Annotated in this window: 13 protein-coding genes and 1 pseudogene; 8 read left to right on the top strand and 6 right to left on the bottom strand. The window is 68.6% G+C overall.

Going from position 1 to position 14,382, the window contains the following annotated elements; genetic code table 11:
* Nucleotides 1-46: 46 nt before the first annotated feature.
* From G579_RS0111940 to G579_RS0111970, 7 genes are all read left to right on the top strand, one after another.
* Complete coding sequence (locus tag G579_RS0111940; RefSeq protein ID WP_028990368.1) at nt 47-808, top strand: oxygen-binding di-iron domain-containing protein; 762 nt, start codon at nt 47-49, stop codon at nt 806-808.
* A 15-nt stretch (nt 809-823) separates the two neighbouring features.
* On the top strand, nt 824-1,192 hold the full coding sequence (locus G579_RS17355; RefSeq protein ID WP_038019794.1) for a roadblock/LC7 domain-containing protein: 369 nt from the start codon (nt 824-826) through the stop codon (nt 1,190-1,192).
* A 93-nt stretch (nt 1,193-1,285) separates the two neighbouring features.
* A complete protein-coding gene (locus tag G579_RS17360; RefSeq protein WP_051181543.1) occupies nt 1,286-1,951 on the top strand; it encodes a phosphoribosyltransferase in 666 nt (221 codons plus the stop codon).
* Entirely contained in the window at nt 1,948-2,364 is a 417-nt protein-coding gene (locus tag G579_RS0111955) for an archease (protein ID WP_028990369.1), read from the top strand. Before G579_RS17360 ends, G579_RS0111955 begins: the two co-directional genes overlap by 4 nt.
* 23 nt (nt 2,365-2,387) lie before the next feature.
* Nucleotides 2,388-3,821 carry an RtcB family protein gene (locus G579_RS0111960; RefSeq protein WP_028990370.1) on the top strand — a complete coding sequence of 478 codons (1,434 nt, stop codon included), beginning with the start codon at nt 2,388-2,390 and terminating at the stop codon, nt 3,819-3,821.
* A 7-nt stretch (nt 3,822-3,828) separates the two neighbouring features.
* Nucleotides 3,829-5,751: an ATP-dependent zinc metalloprotease FtsH gene (gene ftsH / locus G579_RS0111965; protein ID WP_028990371.1), complete on the top strand. Its 1,923-nt coding sequence runs from the start codon at nt 3,829-3,831 to the stop codon at nt 5,749-5,751.
* 56 nt (nt 5,752-5,807) lie between these two features.
* Nucleotides 5,808-6,302, top strand: coding sequence for a BCAM0308 family protein (locus G579_RS0111970; RefSeq protein WP_028990372.1), 495 nt, complete (start codon nt 5,808-5,810; stop codon nt 6,300-6,302).
* Between the two features lie 13 nt (nt 6,303-6,315).
* Here the strand turns inward: G579_RS0111970 and G579_RS0111975 are convergent, their stop codons facing one another.
* The 5 genes from G579_RS0111975 to G579_RS0111995 form a co-directional block, all read right to left on the bottom strand.
* Nucleotides 6,316-6,669 carry a P-II family nitrogen regulator gene (locus tag G579_RS0111975; RefSeq protein ID WP_028990373.1) on the bottom strand — a complete coding sequence of 118 codons (354 nt, stop codon included), beginning with the start codon at nt 6,667-6,669 and terminating at the stop codon, nt 6,316-6,318.
* Nucleotides 6,670-6,728: 59 nt separating this feature from the next.
* Nucleotides 6,729-9,830 (bottom strand): efflux RND transporter permease subunit, encoded by a 3,102-nt coding sequence (locus G579_RS0111980; protein WP_028990374.1) that lies wholly within the window; start codon nt 9,828-9,830, stop codon nt 6,729-6,731.
* A 4-nt stretch (nt 9,831-9,834) separates the two neighbouring features.
* Complete coding sequence (locus G579_RS0111985; RefSeq protein WP_038019797.1) at nt 9,835-10,983, bottom strand: efflux RND transporter periplasmic adaptor subunit; 1,149 nt, start codon at nt 10,981-10,983, stop codon at nt 9,835-9,837.
* Nucleotides 10,980-12,242: a TolC family protein gene (locus G579_RS17365; protein ID WP_162143002.1), complete on the bottom strand. Its 1,263-nt coding sequence runs from the start codon at nt 12,240-12,242 to the stop codon at nt 10,980-10,982. The genes G579_RS0111985 and G579_RS17365 overlap by 4 nt, the downstream gene beginning before the upstream one ends.
* 210 nt (nt 12,243-12,452) lie before the next feature.
* On the bottom strand, nt 12,453-12,755 hold the full coding sequence (locus G579_RS0111995; protein ID WP_155989841.1) for a hypothetical protein: 303 nt from the start codon (nt 12,753-12,755) through the stop codon (nt 12,453-12,455).
* 145 nt (nt 12,756-12,900) lie between these two features.
* Here G579_RS0111995 and trmB point away from each other — a divergent pair, with 145 nt between their 5' ends.
* Entirely contained in the window at nt 12,901-13,593 is a 693-nt protein-coding gene (gene trmB, locus G579_RS0112000) for a tRNA (guanosine(46)-N7)-methyltransferase TrmB (RefSeq protein ID WP_028990377.1), read from the top strand.
* Nucleotides 13,594-13,869: 276 nt separating this feature from the next.
* On the opposite strand, the pseudogene G579_RS0112005 reads toward trmB, so the two are convergent.
* A pseudogene (locus tag G579_RS0112005) lies at nt 13,870-14,382 on the bottom strand (NAD(P)/FAD-dependent oxidoreductase); the annotation flags it as partial.

Genomic DNA, 14,382 nt, shown 5'->3' on the forward strand with positions numbered 1-14,382 from the left:
AATAAAAAGATACTAATATGCTTTTTGTGCAGCCACGGGAGGAAGCATGGCACTCGAACTCTACAACGACGGCAATCACAAGTGCATCGCCTTCACGGACCTGGTGCAGGGCGACGGCATCCAGTCCAACCAGTTTCTCATCGTCCACAACGGCGAGGGCATGCTGCTCGACCCGGGCGGCAACCTGGTCTACAAGGACCTGCTGGCGGAGATGGCCGGCTATTTCCTGCCCGCCCGCACTCGCTACGTCTTCGCCTCCCACGAGGATCCGGACATCGTCGCCTCCGCCAACGGCTGGCTGCTGATCACCGACGCCCGGATCGTCATCGCCGAGGAATGGGCCCGCTTCATTCCCCATTTTTGCTCCAAAGGGCTGACCGAGGGCCGGCTCATCGGCATCCCGCCGCGGGGCATGGAACTGGAACTGGGCGGCCTGGCGCTCAAGCTGGTGCCGGCGCACTTTCTGCACGCGGTGGGCAACTTCCAGGTCTACGATCCGGTGAGCCGCATCCTCTTTTCCGGCGATCTGGGCGCATCGCTGGTGGACGGCGCCGCTTCCGGCCAGCCGGTCGCCGACTTCGACGCCCACCTGCCGCACATGGCCGCCTTCCATCGCCGCTACATGACCAACAACAAGGTCTGCCGCCTGTGGGCGCAGATGGCCCGGCAACTGGACATCGACTGGATCGTGCCGCAGCACGGTGCTTCCTTTCGCGGGCCGGCCATGGTGGCGCGCTTTGTCGACTGGATCGAACAGCTCGAATGCGGCACCGACCTGCTGAGCGCGGCCGATTACGCGGTGCCCTGACAAGGAGGAAAGCGGATGGACAAGATGCAAAGCATGGAACAGCTCCTGCGCAGCCTGGAGAGCGACGACGCCACGATCCGGGGCAGCGCGCTGGTCTCCAGCGACGGCATCTGCCTGCTGTCCACCCTGCCGGCGCCGGTGGACCGCCAGTTGCTGGGCGTGGTCGCCGCCACCATCCTGAGCTTCGCCGGCCGCCTCGGCGCCGAGTTCGGCCAGTGCGAGGCCGAATACGCCCTGATCGGCTGCTGCCAGGGGCGCAGCCTCTTCCTGCCGGCGGGCCGGGAGGGAGTGCTGGCGGTGGTGCTGGCGCGGGAAGGGGATTGGCAGGCGGTGTTGGCGCGGGCACGGCGGGAGGCGGCGGAGGTCGCGGTACTATTGGGGTGAGTCGGGATGGCAGCCGCCGCGCTCCTTGGCACTGCCGACGCCGCCGCAGGTCTTATACTGTAATTACTGCAGGAACACTGCGCGGAGCACTCCATGCCCATCCTGTTCCAGGACCGGCGCGACGCCGGTCGTCAGCTCGGCAGCCTGATCGCCCCCCAGGTGACGGCAGAGGCGGTGTTTCTGGGCATTCCGCGCGGCGGAGTGCCCATTGCCGACGAGCTGTCGCGTCATTGCCAGCGCCCCGTGGGCCTGATGGCGGTACGCAAGCTGCCCATCCCCGACAACCCGGAAATGGGCTTCGGCGCCGTCGGGCCGTCGGGGGTGGTTGCGCTCAATACGGCCGTCATGGCCTGGGCGGGCATCTCCGAAGCGGCGGCGGCCGCGGTCCGGACTGCGGTGCTGGAGGAGATCCGCCGCCGGCTGGCGGTCTACGATCACCAACCGGCGAACCTCGCCGGCAGGAGCGCATGGCTGGTGGACGATGGCTTGGCCACCGGCTACACCATGCTCGCCGCCATCCGCGAGTGCCACGCCCTGCATGCGGCGTCGGTCCAGGTCGCGGCACCGGTCTGTCATGCGGAGGCGCGGGCGCGGGTGCAGCAAGAGGCGCCGGTTTATTGTCTACACACTGACTACGGCTATTCCTTCGCCGTGGCGAGCTTCTACGCCCGCTTTCCCGATCTGGAGGACAACGAGGTCGTGCAGGCCCTGGCCACGGCTCGCGCCGAGGCGCGCGCGCTCCCGGACATGGCGCCATGAACGCCCAGCCGCCCGCCTATTTCGAGCACGAGGCCGATATCGGCATCATCGGGCGCGGGACGAGCGTCGAGGCCGCCTTCGAAGCCGCCGCTTACGCCATGTTCGCCATCATGACCGAACCGGCGACCATCCGGGCGAACCAGTCGGTGCACCTGGACTTCGAGGAAAACGACGTGGAGCTGGCGCTGGTCACCTGGCTCAACGGTCTCCTGGCCGAAGCGCGCGGGCAGGGCCTGGTGTTCGGCCGCTTCCGGCTGCGGCGCGACGGCGCCTGCTGGCATGGCGAGGCCTGGGGCGAACCGTGGCGCACCGACCTGGAACGCGGCACCGAAGTGAAGGGAGCCACCCTGACCATGCTCTCGGTGCGCGAGCGGGACGGCCTCTGGGAGGCACGCTGCGTGGTGGACGTGTAACGGCAATCCGCAAGGAGCGCGACATGGATCTCGGGCGTGTGCAGCAACTGGACGAGTATCGCTGGACCGTGCCCCTGGCGCCGGGCGAGACGCGGGCGCCGGTGCTGCTCTACGGCAGCGCGCCGCTGCTGGCCAGCATGGACGATAAGGTGCTGGAGCAGGCGGTCAACGTGGCCAAGCTGCCGGGCCTCGTCAAGGCGTCCATGACCATGCCCGACGCCCACTGGGGCTACGGCTTTCCCATCGGCGGAGTAGCGGCCTTCGACCCGGCGGCGGGCGGCATCGTCTCCGCCGGCGGCGTGGGCTTCGACATCTCCTGCGGGGTGCGCTGCCTGCGCAGCGATCTGAGCCTGACCGACATCGCGCCGCATCTGGAGCTGCTGGCCAACGCCCTGTTCCACGCCATCCCGGCGGGAGTGGGCGAAGAGGGCCGGCTGAAGCTCGCGCCGGCGCAGATCGACGAGGTGCTGGCCGACGGCGCCCACTGGGCACTGCGCCACGGCTATGGCGTGCCGGAGGACCTCGACTATGTGGAGGAGAACGGCCGCATGGCCGGCGCCGTGCCGGCCAACGTCTCGGAACTGGCCAAGAAACGCCAGCGCGGGGAAATGGGCACGCTCGGCTCCGGCAACCATTACCTGGAGGTGCAGGTGGTGGACCGCATCCACGATGCCGAAACCGCCGCGGCCTTCGGCCTGCGGGAAGGCCAGATCCTGGTGTCCATCCACTGCGGCTCGCGCGGCCTCGGCCACCAGATCGGCACCGAGTATCTGGTGACGCTGGCCAAGGCGGCCAGCCGCCTGGGCATCGCGCTGCCGGACCGGGAGCTGGCCTGCGCGCCGATCCGGTCGCCGGAGGGCCAGCAGTACCTGGGCGCCATGAACGCCGGCATCAACGTGGCGCTGGCCAACCGCCAGATCCTTGCCCATCTCACCCGCGAGGTCTTCGCGCGCGTGCTGCCGGGCAGCCGGCTGGAGACCCTCTTCGACGTGTCCCACAACACCTGCAAGCCGGAGCGGCACCGGGTGGACGGCCGGGACGCGCTGCTGTACGTGCACCGCAAGGGCGCCACCCGCGCCTTCGGCCCCGGCCACCCGAGCCTGCCGGAGCGCTACCGCGCCGTGGGCCAGCCGGTGATCATCGGCGGCAGCATGGGCACCGGCTCCTACGTGCTGGCGGGCACCGCCGAGAGCGAGCAGGAGGCCTTCTCCTCGGCCAGCCACGGCGCCGGGCGGGCTATGAGCCGGCACCAGGCGCTGAAGCAGTGGCGCGGGCGTGAGCTCATCGACGAGCTGGCCGGCCGCGGCATCCTGATCCGCACCGCCTCCCTGCGCGGCGCCGCCGAGGAAGCGCCGGGCGCCTACAAGGACGTGGATTTGGTGGCGGAAGCCACGGAGCGGGCCGGCCTGGCGCGGCGGGTCGCCTTCCTGCGACCCAAGGTCTGCGTGAAGGGGTGACGACGACATGGCGGATACTCAAAAGCCCGAGCCGCCCAAAACCGACCTGCGCCAGGCCGCGGCCCTCTGGCTCTTTCTCTTCCTGCTGGGGCTGGCGGGCGCCTATCTGATCGGCCAGCGCGAGCCGGCCACGGAGGCCGCCTATGAGATCCCTTACAGCCAGTTCAAGATCCTGGCGGCGCAGGGCCAGGTCGCCGCGGTGACCCTGCGCGGCGATGCCGTGGAAGGCGAGCTGCGCCAGGCTGCCCCCATCGGGCCCGCCAAGCAAGCGGCCAGCCGCTTCCACACCCGCGTGCCGGCCTTCGGCGACGACAGCCTGCTGCCCATATTGCAGCAGCAGCGCGTGCAGGTCCGGGTGGAAGCGGCCCGGGAGGGCGGCTGGACGGCGATGCTCCTGGCTACCCTGCCGTGGATCCTCATCCTGGGCGTGTATTTCTGGATGCTGCGCCGCACCTACCGCAACGTCAGCGGCGGCCTGGGCGGTCCGGGCGAGCTGCGCCAGTTCCTGCAGACCTCCGCCCGGGAAGCCAAGGTGCCGGACGTGACCTTCGCCGACGTGGCCGGCCAGGAGAACGCCAAGCGCGAGGTGTCCGAGCTGGTGGATTACCTGCGCGACCCGGCGCGCTACACCCGGCTCGGCGCCGAGGTGCCGCACGGCGTGCTGCTCATGGGCCCGCCGGGCACGGGCAAGACCCTGCTGGCGCGCGCCCTGGCCGGCGAGGCGGGGGTGCCCTTCTATTCCATCTCGGCTTCGGAGTTCATCGAGGTCTTCGTCGGCGTGGGCGCCTCGCGGGTGCGGCACCTCTTCGAGGAAGCCAAGGTCCATGCGCCGAGCATCATTTTCATCGACGAGCTGGACAGCATCGGCCGCACCCGCGGCACCGGGCTGGGCGGCGGCCACGACGAGCGCGAGCAGACCCTCAACCAGATCCTGGCGGAGATGGACGGCTTCGCCGGCCACGAGGCGGTGATCGTGCTGGCCGCCACCAACCGCCCCGACGTGCTCGACCCCGCCCTGCTGCGCCCCGGCCGCTTCGACCGCCACGTCACCCTGGACCTGCCGGATCGCCAGGACCGCGAAGCCATCCTGCGGGTGCACGCCCGCAAGGTGCCGCTGGGCCCCGATGTGGATCTCGGCAAGCTGGCCGCCGGCACCCCCGGCTTTTCCGGCGCCGACCTCAAGAACCTGATCAACGAGGCGGCCATGCTCGCGGCGCGCGAGCAAAGCGCGCAGGTGAGCATGCGTCACTTCGACGAAGCGCGGGACAAGCTGCTGCTGGGCAGCGTCCGCGCTCTCGCCATTCAGCCGGAGGAGCGGCACCGCCTGGCGGTGCACGAGGCGGGCCACACGGCGGTCGCCTACTTCCTGCCCAAGGCCGACCCCCTCTACAAAGTCAGCATCATCCCGCGCGGCCGCGCCCTGGGCGGCACCCAGCAACTGCCCGAGCAGGAGCGCTACACCCTGCCGGAGGACTACCTGCGCGACCGCCTCGCCGTCATGCTGGGCGGGCGCACGGCGGAAAAAGCGCTGCTGGGCACGGTGAGCTCCGGCGCCGACGACGACATCCGCCAGGCGACTTCACTGGCGCGCGCCATGGTGGCGCGCTGGGGCATGTCCGAGCAGATCGGCCCGGTCGACCTGCGCGAGAGCGAGGAGCACCCCTTCCTGGGCCGCGAGATCGCCCAGCCGCGCCGCTACAGCGAGAGCTCGGCCCAGGTGGTGGATCAGGCGGTCAGGGCCCTGCTGCTGGAAGCCGAAGCGCGCGCGGCGGAGGTCCTGCAGATCCACCGCCCGGCGTTGAACCGCCTGATCGCCGCCCTGGAGGAGCGGGAGACGCTGCAGCGCGAAGAGATCGAGGCCAGCCTGGGCCCGGCCTCGCCGCAGGAACTTGCGGAGCGGCAGCCCAAAGCCCGGACGTCGCCCGCCTGAGGCACGGGGCCGCCACGCATCGGAGCCCGTAACGCACGCACGCCAAGGAGACCGCCATGAGCGAAAAGGACCGTTTTTTCCACGAACCACGCCGCGACCGGGCCATCCACGAGCGTGTCCACGATCCCTACAAGACGCGCAGCAAACTGCCGGAACCCACCGTCTGCCCGCAGTGCGGCGCCGTCTATCACGAGGGTCGCTGGACCTGGGCGGCCCGCCCGCCCGAGGCCCACGAGGAACTGTGCCAAGCCTGCCACCGGATCAATGACCAGTACCCCGCCGGCATCCTGGCGCTGAGCGGCGACTTCGTGCGGCAGCACCAGGAGGAAATCCTGCACCTGGCCCGCCACGAGGAGGCGCAGGAGAAGGCGGAGCACCCCCTGCACCGCATCATGAACATCGAGGCAGGATCGGACGGCATCGTCATCAACACCACCGACATCCACCTGCCGCGCCGCATCGGCGAGGCGCTGCACCGCGCCTACCGCGGGGACTTGGATTTCCACTACGACGAGGAGAGCGCCCTCTTCCGCGCGCACTGGCGGCGCTGATCCCCGGGCCGGCCTACGGGTTCTGATCGTCCACCAGGCAGATGCGCTCGCCGATGCGCATGACGCGCTCGGCGGGCGTCACCCAGACGATGCCGTCGCCCTCCTGGCCGGTGTAGGCCACTTCCGTCAAGACCTGTACGATGCCCTCGACCATGTGGTCGGGCGCCACGATCTCGATGCGCACCTTGGGCGAAAAATCGGTCAGCTCCTCCTTGACGCCGTCGCGCGCCTGCGCCGCCTCCTCCCGGCAGGCGCCGCAACCCTCCACCTTGCTGACGCTCATGCCCGGAAACCCCTTCAGATGCCGGAAGGCGTTGCGGATCTTGGTCAGCTTGAAGGGCTGCACGATCGCTTTGATCTCTTTCATGACTGTCTCCTTGCGGGCGCGAGCGGTCCAAGCTCGTTGCGCATCGCGCACCGGGGTCTTTAAGCTTCGATCCGTTTCTCCTCGAACCACTTATACAGCGTAGGCACCACCACCAGGGTCAGCAAGGTGGAGCTGATCAGGCCGCCGATCACCACGATGGCGAGCGGGCGCTGCACTTCGGAGCCCGGTCCCGTGGCGAAGAGCATGGGAATCAGGCCCAGCATGGCCACGGTGGCGGTCATCAGCACCGGCCGGAAGCGCTGCTTGCAGCCTTGGACGATGGCCTCCGCCTGGCTCAGGCCCTCGTCGCGCAGGCTGCGGATGTAGGACACCAGCACCACGCCGTTGAGCACCGCGATGCCCCAGAGGGCGATGAAGCCCACCGACGCCGGCACCGACAGGTACTCGCCCGTGACGAAAAGGGCGATCAGGCCGCCGATGGAGGCGAAGGGCAGCACCAGGATGATGAGCGCGGCGTAGCGCGCCGAGTTGAAGAGCACGAAGAGCAGGAAGAAGATCGCCGCGATGGTGATCGGGATGATGATCATCAGCCGCTGCATGGCCCGCTCCATGTTCTCGAACTGGCCGCCCCACTCCAGATAATAGCCCTCCGGCAGCTTCACCGACTGGCCGATCCGCTGCTGCGCCTCGGCCACGAAGCCGCCGAGGTCGCGCCCCTCGACGTTGACGCCGACGACGATGCGGCGCTTGCCCTGCTCGCGGCTGATCTGGGCCGGGCCGTCCACCAGGGAGATGTGCGCCAGATCCTGCAGCGGCACCAGGGCGCCGTTGGGCGAGGTGAGCAGGATGTTGCCGATGGCCTGCGGGCTGTTGCGGTAGGGCTCCGGCAGGCGCACCACGGCGGCGAAGCGGCGCTCGCCCTCGTAGATCTCGGTGGCCGGGCGGCCGCCGATGGCACTTTCGATCACGTCGTTGACGTCGGCGGCGTTGATGCCATAGCGGGCGATGGCTTGGCGGTCGATGTCGATGGTCAGGTACTGCTGCCCGGTGATGCGCTCCACCCGCAGGTCCTTGGCCCCGGGGATGTCCTTGAGGATGCGCGCCATCTCGTCGGCCTTGACCTTCATGGTGTGCAGGTCGTCGCCGAAGAGCTTGATGGCCACCTGCGACTTCACGCCCGAGACCATCTCGTCCACGCGCTCGGAGATGGGCTGGCTCATGACGATCTGCACGCCGGGCAGGGTGTCCAGGCGCTCGCGGATGGCCTGCTCCAGCTTCTCCTGGGTCCAGCCCTCCGGCCACTCGTCCTTGGGCTTCAGGGTCACGATGGGGTCGGACTCGTTGGGCCCGGCCGGGTCCGCCGGGCTCTCGCCGCGGCCGAGCTTGGACACCGCCATCTTCACGCCCGGCACCTCCATGATCATGCGCATGGCGTCCATCTCCATGCGGATCGCCTCATCCAGCGAGATGCTAGCCACCCGGTTGATCTGCGGGGTGAGCGCCCCCTCGTTCATGGTGGGAATGAAGGACTTGCCCAGGAAGGGGAAGAGGCTGACGCTGACGAACAAAAGCACCACCGCCCCGGCTACCACGGTCTTGTCGCGCCGCAACGCCCAGTCGAGCAGCTTGAGATAGGGCCGCTTGACGAAGGCGATGACGCGCGTGTCGTGCTCGGCGCCGCCCTTCAGCAGATAGGAGCAGAGCACCGGCGACAGGGTCAGGGACAAGGCCAGCGAGATCAGCAGTGCGATGGCGATAGTCAGCGCCAGCGGCGCGAACATCTTGCCTTCCATCCCCTCCAGGGTCAGCAGGGGCAGGAACACGAGGATGATGATGCCGACGCCGAAGATCACCGGCTTGCCCACCTCCGCCGCCGCCTCCAGGATGATGTGCGCCCGGCTCTCGCCGCTGTCCTTGCGCTCGCCCAGCCGCGCGAAGGCGTTTTCCACCACCACCACCGAGCCGTCCACCATCAGGCCGATGGCGATGGCCAGTCCCCCGAGGGACATGAGGTTGGCGGAGATGCCGTAGTGGTTCATCACCATGAAGGTCACGAGCGGCGTCAGGATCAGGGTGCCCACCACGATCAGGCTGGAGCGGATGTCGCCCAGGAAGATGAAGAGCACGATGATGACCAGGATGATGCCCTCGATCAGGGTCTTGGTGACCGTGCTGAGGGCGGCGTTGACGAGATCGGTGCGATCGTAGTAGGGCACGATCTTGAGGCCGCCGGGCAGCATGCCCTTGGCGTTGATCTCGGCCACCCGCTCCTTGACCCGGGTGACGATCTCCTTGGCATTGCCGCCGCGCATCATCAGCACGATGCCGGAGACCGCCTCGGTGTCGCCGTTCTTGATGATGGCGCCTTGGCGCACCTCGTGGCCGAGGGTGACCTCGGCCACGTCGCGCACGTAGACGGGCGTGCCGCCCACCTCCTTGAGCACAATATTGCCGATGTCCTCCAGGCTGCGGATCAGGCCGACGCCGCGGATCAGGTACTGCTCGGCGTAATGGGGCAGCACGCCGCCGCCGGCGTTGGCGTTGTTGCGCGCCAATGCGGCATAGAGATCCTGCAGGCTGAGCTGGTAATGGTGCAGGCGGTCGGGGTTGGCCAGCACCTGATACTGCTTGACGTAGCCGCCTTGGGAATTGATCTCCGCCACGCCCGGGATGCTGCGCAGCAGCGGCCGCACCACCCAGTCCTGGACGATGCGCCGCTCGGTCAGCTCCTCCACGCTGAGCGCGCGCTTGCCGTCGTCGGGGCGCTCCAGGGTGTATTGATAGACCTCGCCCAGGCCCGTGGACACCGGCCCCAGCACCGGGGCTACCCCCTGCGGCAGGCGGCTGGCCACCTCGATGAGCCGCTCCATCACGAGCTGGCGGGCGAAATAGACGTCGGTGTCGTCAGTGAAGACCAGGGTGATGATGGACAGCCCGTTCTTGTTCAGCGAGCGCATCTCGGTCAGGCCGGGCAGGCCGGTCATGATGATCTCGATGGGCACGGTGACGAAGCGCTCGACCTCCTCGGGCGAGCGGCCCGGCGCTTCGGTGGCCACCTGCACCTGCACGTTGGTGACGTCCGGGAAGGCGTCCACCGAGAGCTTCTGCACCGCCATCGCGCCGAAGGCCAGCAGCACCAGGGCGATGACGGCCACAATCACGCGCTGCTTGAGCGCGCCGCGAATGATGGATTCGATCATGGCGCTACTCCAGTTCCTTGCGCTTGCGCTCGTTGTTCAGATGGAAAGCGCCGTTGGTGACGATTTTCTCGCCTTCGCGCAGTCCGCCCAGCACCGGCCGCATGCCGTTGCTCGCCTCGCCCAGGGTCACGGGCTGCAGGCGAAACTGGGTCGGACCGGTCTGCACGAAGACGTGGTCGGCGTTGTTCTCGCGCACCACCGCCGCGGCGGGGATGGCCGGGCGCGCCATCGGCAGGCCCTCGATCAGCATGGAGGCCAGCATGTCAGGCTTGATGGCGCGATCCGGGTTGACGAGATCGGTGCGTACCGTCACCGTGCGTGTCTCCGGGTTCACCGTGTCGCCCACGTAGATGAGCTTACCGGTGAAGCGGCGGTTCTGCAGGGCAGGGATCTCCACGGCCACCGCGCCGCCCTCCTGCACCAGGCCGGCCTGCTGCTCCGGCACCTCCGCCACCACCCACACGTGCGACAGGTCCGCCACGGTGAAGAGCTCGTCGGCGGGCTGCACCACCTGCCCCACCGTCACGTTGCGCGCGATGACGGTGCCGCTCAGGGTGGCGGTGACCGGTGCGGTGGAATTGATGGCGCGGGTGGCGGCCAGCCGCTTGATGGCGCCCGCCGACATGCCGAGCACCTTGAGCTGGTCGGCGGCGGCGCGCAGCTCCGCCTGGCTGGAAGACAGCTCGCTCTCGCGGCGCTGCAGCTCCGCCGAGCCGATCACGTCGGCGCCCAGCAGCAGCCGCGCGCGATCCACCGCGCGGCTTTGCAGCTGCACCTGGGACAGGGCCTTCAGGTAGGTCAGCTGCGCCTCGCCCAGCTCCATGCTGTTCAGGCTGGCCAGCACGGCACCGCGCTGCACCTCATCGCCCACGAACACGTTGACCCGGGTGAGGCGGCCGGTGACCGGCGCGCCGATGCGCGCCACCCGGTGGCCGTCCACCTCGACCCGGCTCGGCACGCGCAGGGTGCTGCTGACCTCGGCACGGGCCACCGGGGCAATCTGCATGCGCTGCAGCATGGCCGGCGCCACGGTGACCAGGTTCGGGTCGGCGGTCTCCTGGGCGGCCGGCTTGGCGGGCAGTTCCTTGTCCTGACAGGCGGCGAGCGCCAGGGCGAAGCCAAACACGATGGCGATCTTGGTCAAACGGATCATTGGGCATCTCCGATAAAGTCGGCGGTGCGCAGGCGGTCGATCTCCACGAGGGACGCCTGCAGCTCGTAACGGGCAGTGAGGAAATCCTGGCGGACGGCGCGGAAGGTGCGCTGGGCATCGAGATAATCGAGGATGCCGCGTTCGCCGAAGCGGTAGGCGGCCTCCGCGACCTTGAGGGCGGCCTCGGCCTGGCGCAACAGCCCGCTCTCGAAGATCTCCACCTGGCGCCGGGCATTCTCGTAGCGGCTGTAGGCGGCATCCAGCTCACGCAGCAGGGCCAGGCGGCGCTGCTCGGCCAAGGCCTGGGCCTGGCTGAGGTTGGCCGCCGCCTCGGCGATGGCGCCCTGGCGCTGATTCCAGAGCGGCAGCGGCAGCGCCAGGCCCAGGCGCCAGTTCTGCAGGTCCGGATCCTGCTCCACGCTGGCCTTGACGGTGACCTGGGGCGTGCGCAGGCGCCGCTCCAGATCCACGCGCGCCCGCGCCCGTTCCGTCTCCAGGGTGGCCTGCGCCACGGCGGGATTGCGGGCCAACACCTCCTGGCGCAGGCTCGCCAGCGGCGGCAGATCGATCAAGCGCAGTGGCAACTCGCCGCTCACCGTGAAATCCTCCGGCAGGGCCGGTCCCACCAGGTTGCGCAAGCCCACCTGGGCCTCGCGCACCCGCTGCATGGCGCTTTGCCGGTTCTTGCTGGCGTTCAGCAGCTCCGTGTCGGCCTTGATCAGTTCGTAGCGCGGCGCTTCGCCCGTGTCCACCCGCACCTTCACGCGGTTGCGGATCTGCTCCAGCAGCGCGTGGTCGTCCTCCGCCATGCGCAGCTGCGCCTGGCGCCACAGGATCTCGTAATAGCTGGCCTTCACCTGGGCCAGCAGGCCATTTTGATAGGCTTGCAACGCCGCGTCGGCGGCGCCGATGCCCGCCTCGGCACCCCGGATGCGCGCCCGGCGCAGGCTCGGCTGCTCCAGGGGCTGGGCCAAGCCCACGATCCAATTGGTGCCGGTCTGTTCGTTCAGTTGCCGGTAGCGGCTCGGGCCGGCGCCCACTTCCAGCTCCGGATTGGGATAGGCCCGCGCCGTGCGCAGCCCGGCCTGGGCGGCCGCTTCCTGGGCGCGCATGGCCTGCAGGCCCGGATTGCCGCGCAAGGCCGCCTGCATGAGTTCGGCGAGGGAAAAGGCTTCGGCGGCGCGCACCGGGACAGCGGCAGCAAAGCCGAAGATCAAAACGGCCAGCAAGAGCAAGCCCGACGCACGCAGGCGTCGCACTGATGAGCATCCGTACATGGGAGTACCTGCAATTCTTCGTATCGTGTTTGAGTGGCCAAGCCAAAGCGGCGCCGCGCGGCATGGAGCCGTCGGCATCCGGCAGTGGGCAAGAAACCTAGGGGTAATGCTTTACATGGAAATGCCTCGCGGGCCTGCACAAAGCTGCTGGCCCCGCACCTGCCGGTGCTTGCCGAGAAAAATCCGCCTGGATCAGGCGATGGGAGGCCGCAGAGAGGGTGTCGGAGTGGAACTGACGAAGGCGCTGGCCAGGGAGGCATGCACCGCCCCCGGCTCGGGCAAGCGCATCAGATATGCGCCAAACACCGGACGCCACAACTCGAACGGCTGCAGGTTGTCGCAGTCCGCATTGATGGCGGGAACCTTCCCGGGAGCCTGGCTGCCAGCCTGCGCCAAATCGATGCTGGCCGCCTCGTCGGCAGCCAGCAACGGCTCCAGCTGCGGCAGGCTCACGAGGGCGAGCACCAGCACGGCCGCCAGGAGGCGGACCAACACACGGCTCGGCAGGAAACTTCGAGGGATCAACATATAATTATTTTCTATGGTTGGGCGGACAACGTCAAGATGCCGGCATGCCCGCCCGTTTTGCGCCGCCCGGTCGCTCGGATATAATTTCTGGGTTTCAGTCCACGAGAATCCCATGACCCAAGCCGCCCCACCCGCCCACCGCCCCATCCGCAGCTTCGTGCGCCGGGAAGGCCGCATCACGGCGGCCCAGCAGCAAGCCCTGGAGCAGCTCCTGCCCCGCTATGCCATTCCGGCCGACGGCACCCCCGTGGAGCCGGCGGCGCTCTTCGGGCGCAGCGCGCCGCTCGGCCTGGAGATCGGCTTCGGCGACGGCGCCCATCTGGCGGCTCTGGCGCAGGCGCGGCCGGACTGGGACTTCATCGGCCTGGAGGTCTATCGCCCGGGCGTGGGCAAGCTGCTGCAGGCCGTGGCCGCGCAGGGTCTGGACAACGTCCGGGTCAGCACCGAGGACGCCCAGGCCTTCCTGCGCGAGCGCCTGGCGCCCGCCTCCCTGGACGCCATCTACATCCAGTTTCCGGACCCCTGGCCGAAAAAGCGCCATCACAAGCGGCGCATCGTGCAGGCGGACTTCGCCCTGGTCCTGCGCGACCGGCTGAAGCCGGGCGGCGAGCTGCAGCTGGCCACCGACTGGGCCGAATACGCCGAGCACATGCTGGAAGTGCTGGAGGCGACGCCCGGCCTGCGCAATGCCACCGGGCCGCGCGCCTTCTCGCCGCGGCCGGCCAACCGCATCCGCACCAAGTTCGAAACCCGCGGCCAGCGCCTGGGCCACGGCGTGTACGACCTGGTCTACCGGCGCGACTGAGCGGCGCCTGACCTCCTGCCCGAACTTTTGCACATGTGCCGGCGTGCGGCCGAGATGGCCACCTAGCCGGCAATCTTGAGCCGCAGCCGCATCAATGCTGCGCAAGCCGTTGAAACAAATAGAAATAAGCGTCGCACAAAAATTAGGCAGCCGGCAGGGCGGCTTGATCTGTCATAAAATTGACATCTCCTTGCCGCAATACCCACAAAGTTATCCACAGTTTCAGGGGAAAACCGGGGCGCGGCGCGCGCCCCGTCAGACCTTCAGCCTACATTCTTAGGCGTGTTCCTTCAGTCGTTCGATGCCCAGAGCCTTGAGCATGTATTTTTCGTAGACGGGTTCGGAGGTGCCGGCCTTCATTTTGCGGATGAAGTATTTTTCGAAGGCGATCTTGGCCAGGTGCACCCACTTGCCCTGCTTGAACCAGTTGACGTTGCGCGGCGGGATCTGCGGCAGCGCCACGAAGGCGGCGCCGGTGTCGCCCATGTCGGCCAGGCAGATGGCGTTCCAGGTGCCCTGCGCCTGGACCGGGCGGCCGGCCAGCTCGTCGCGCAGGTTGTGGACGATGGCGGTGACCATCGACTCGATCATGTAGCCGGTCTTCGGCGCGCCGGTCGGCACCGGCGTGGCTTCCACCGGCGGGATGGCGATGCCGACGCCGGCGGCGAAGATGTTGGGATAGCGCGGGCTGCGCTGGTGCGCATCGACCAGCACGAAGCCGCGCGGATTGCACAGGCCCGCCACCGCCGCCACCGCGTCCACGCCCTTGAAGGCCGGCAGCATCATGGA

Origin of the sequence: Thermithiobacillus tepidarius DSM 3134 (genome assembly GCF_000423825.1) — a bacterium.
Taxonomy (GTDB): domain Bacteria; phylum Pseudomonadota; class Gammaproteobacteria; order Acidithiobacillales; family Thermithiobacillaceae; genus Thermithiobacillus; species Thermithiobacillus tepidarius.

Excerpts from the sequence above, each read along its gene's own strand:
- G579_RS0111985 (WP_038019797.1), bottom strand. The coding sequence starts at position 10,983 with ATGATCCGTTTGACCAAGATCGCCATCGTGTTTGGCTTCGCCCTGGCG.
- G579_RS0111940 (WP_028990368.1), top strand. The coding sequence starts at position 47 with ATGGCACTCGAACTCTACAACGACGGCAATCACAAGTGCATCGCCTTC.
- ftsH (WP_028990371.1), top strand. The coding sequence starts at position 3,829 with ATGGCGGATACTCAAAAGCCCGAGCCGCCCAAAACCGACCTGCGCCAG.
- G579_RS0111980 (WP_028990374.1), bottom strand. The coding sequence starts at position 9,830 with ATGATCGAATCCATCATTCGCGGCGCGCTCAAGCAGCGCGTGATTGTG.
- trmB (WP_028990377.1), top strand. The coding sequence starts at position 12,901 with ATGACCCAAGCCGCCCCACCCGCCCACCGCCCCATCCGCAGCTTCGTG.
- G579_RS0111960 (WP_028990370.1), top strand. The coding sequence starts at position 2,388 with ATGGATCTCGGGCGTGTGCAGCAACTGGACGAGTATCGCTGGACCGTG.
- G579_RS0111975 (WP_028990373.1), bottom strand. The coding sequence starts at position 6,669 with ATGAAAGAGATCAAAGCGATCGTGCAGCCCTTCAAGCTGACCAAGATC.
- G579_RS17355 (WP_038019794.1), top strand. The coding sequence starts at position 824 with ATGGACAAGATGCAAAGCATGGAACAGCTCCTGCGCAGCCTGGAGAGC.
- G579_RS0111955 (WP_028990369.1), top strand. The coding sequence starts at position 1,948 with ATGAACGCCCAGCCGCCCGCCTATTTCGAGCACGAGGCCGATATCGGC.
- G579_RS0111970 (WP_028990372.1), top strand. The coding sequence starts at position 5,808 with ATGAGCGAAAAGGACCGTTTTTTCCACGAACCACGCCGCGACCGGGCC.
- G579_RS17360 (WP_051181543.1), top strand. The coding sequence starts at position 1,286 with ATGCCCATCCTGTTCCAGGACCGGCGCGACGCCGGTCGTCAGCTCGGC.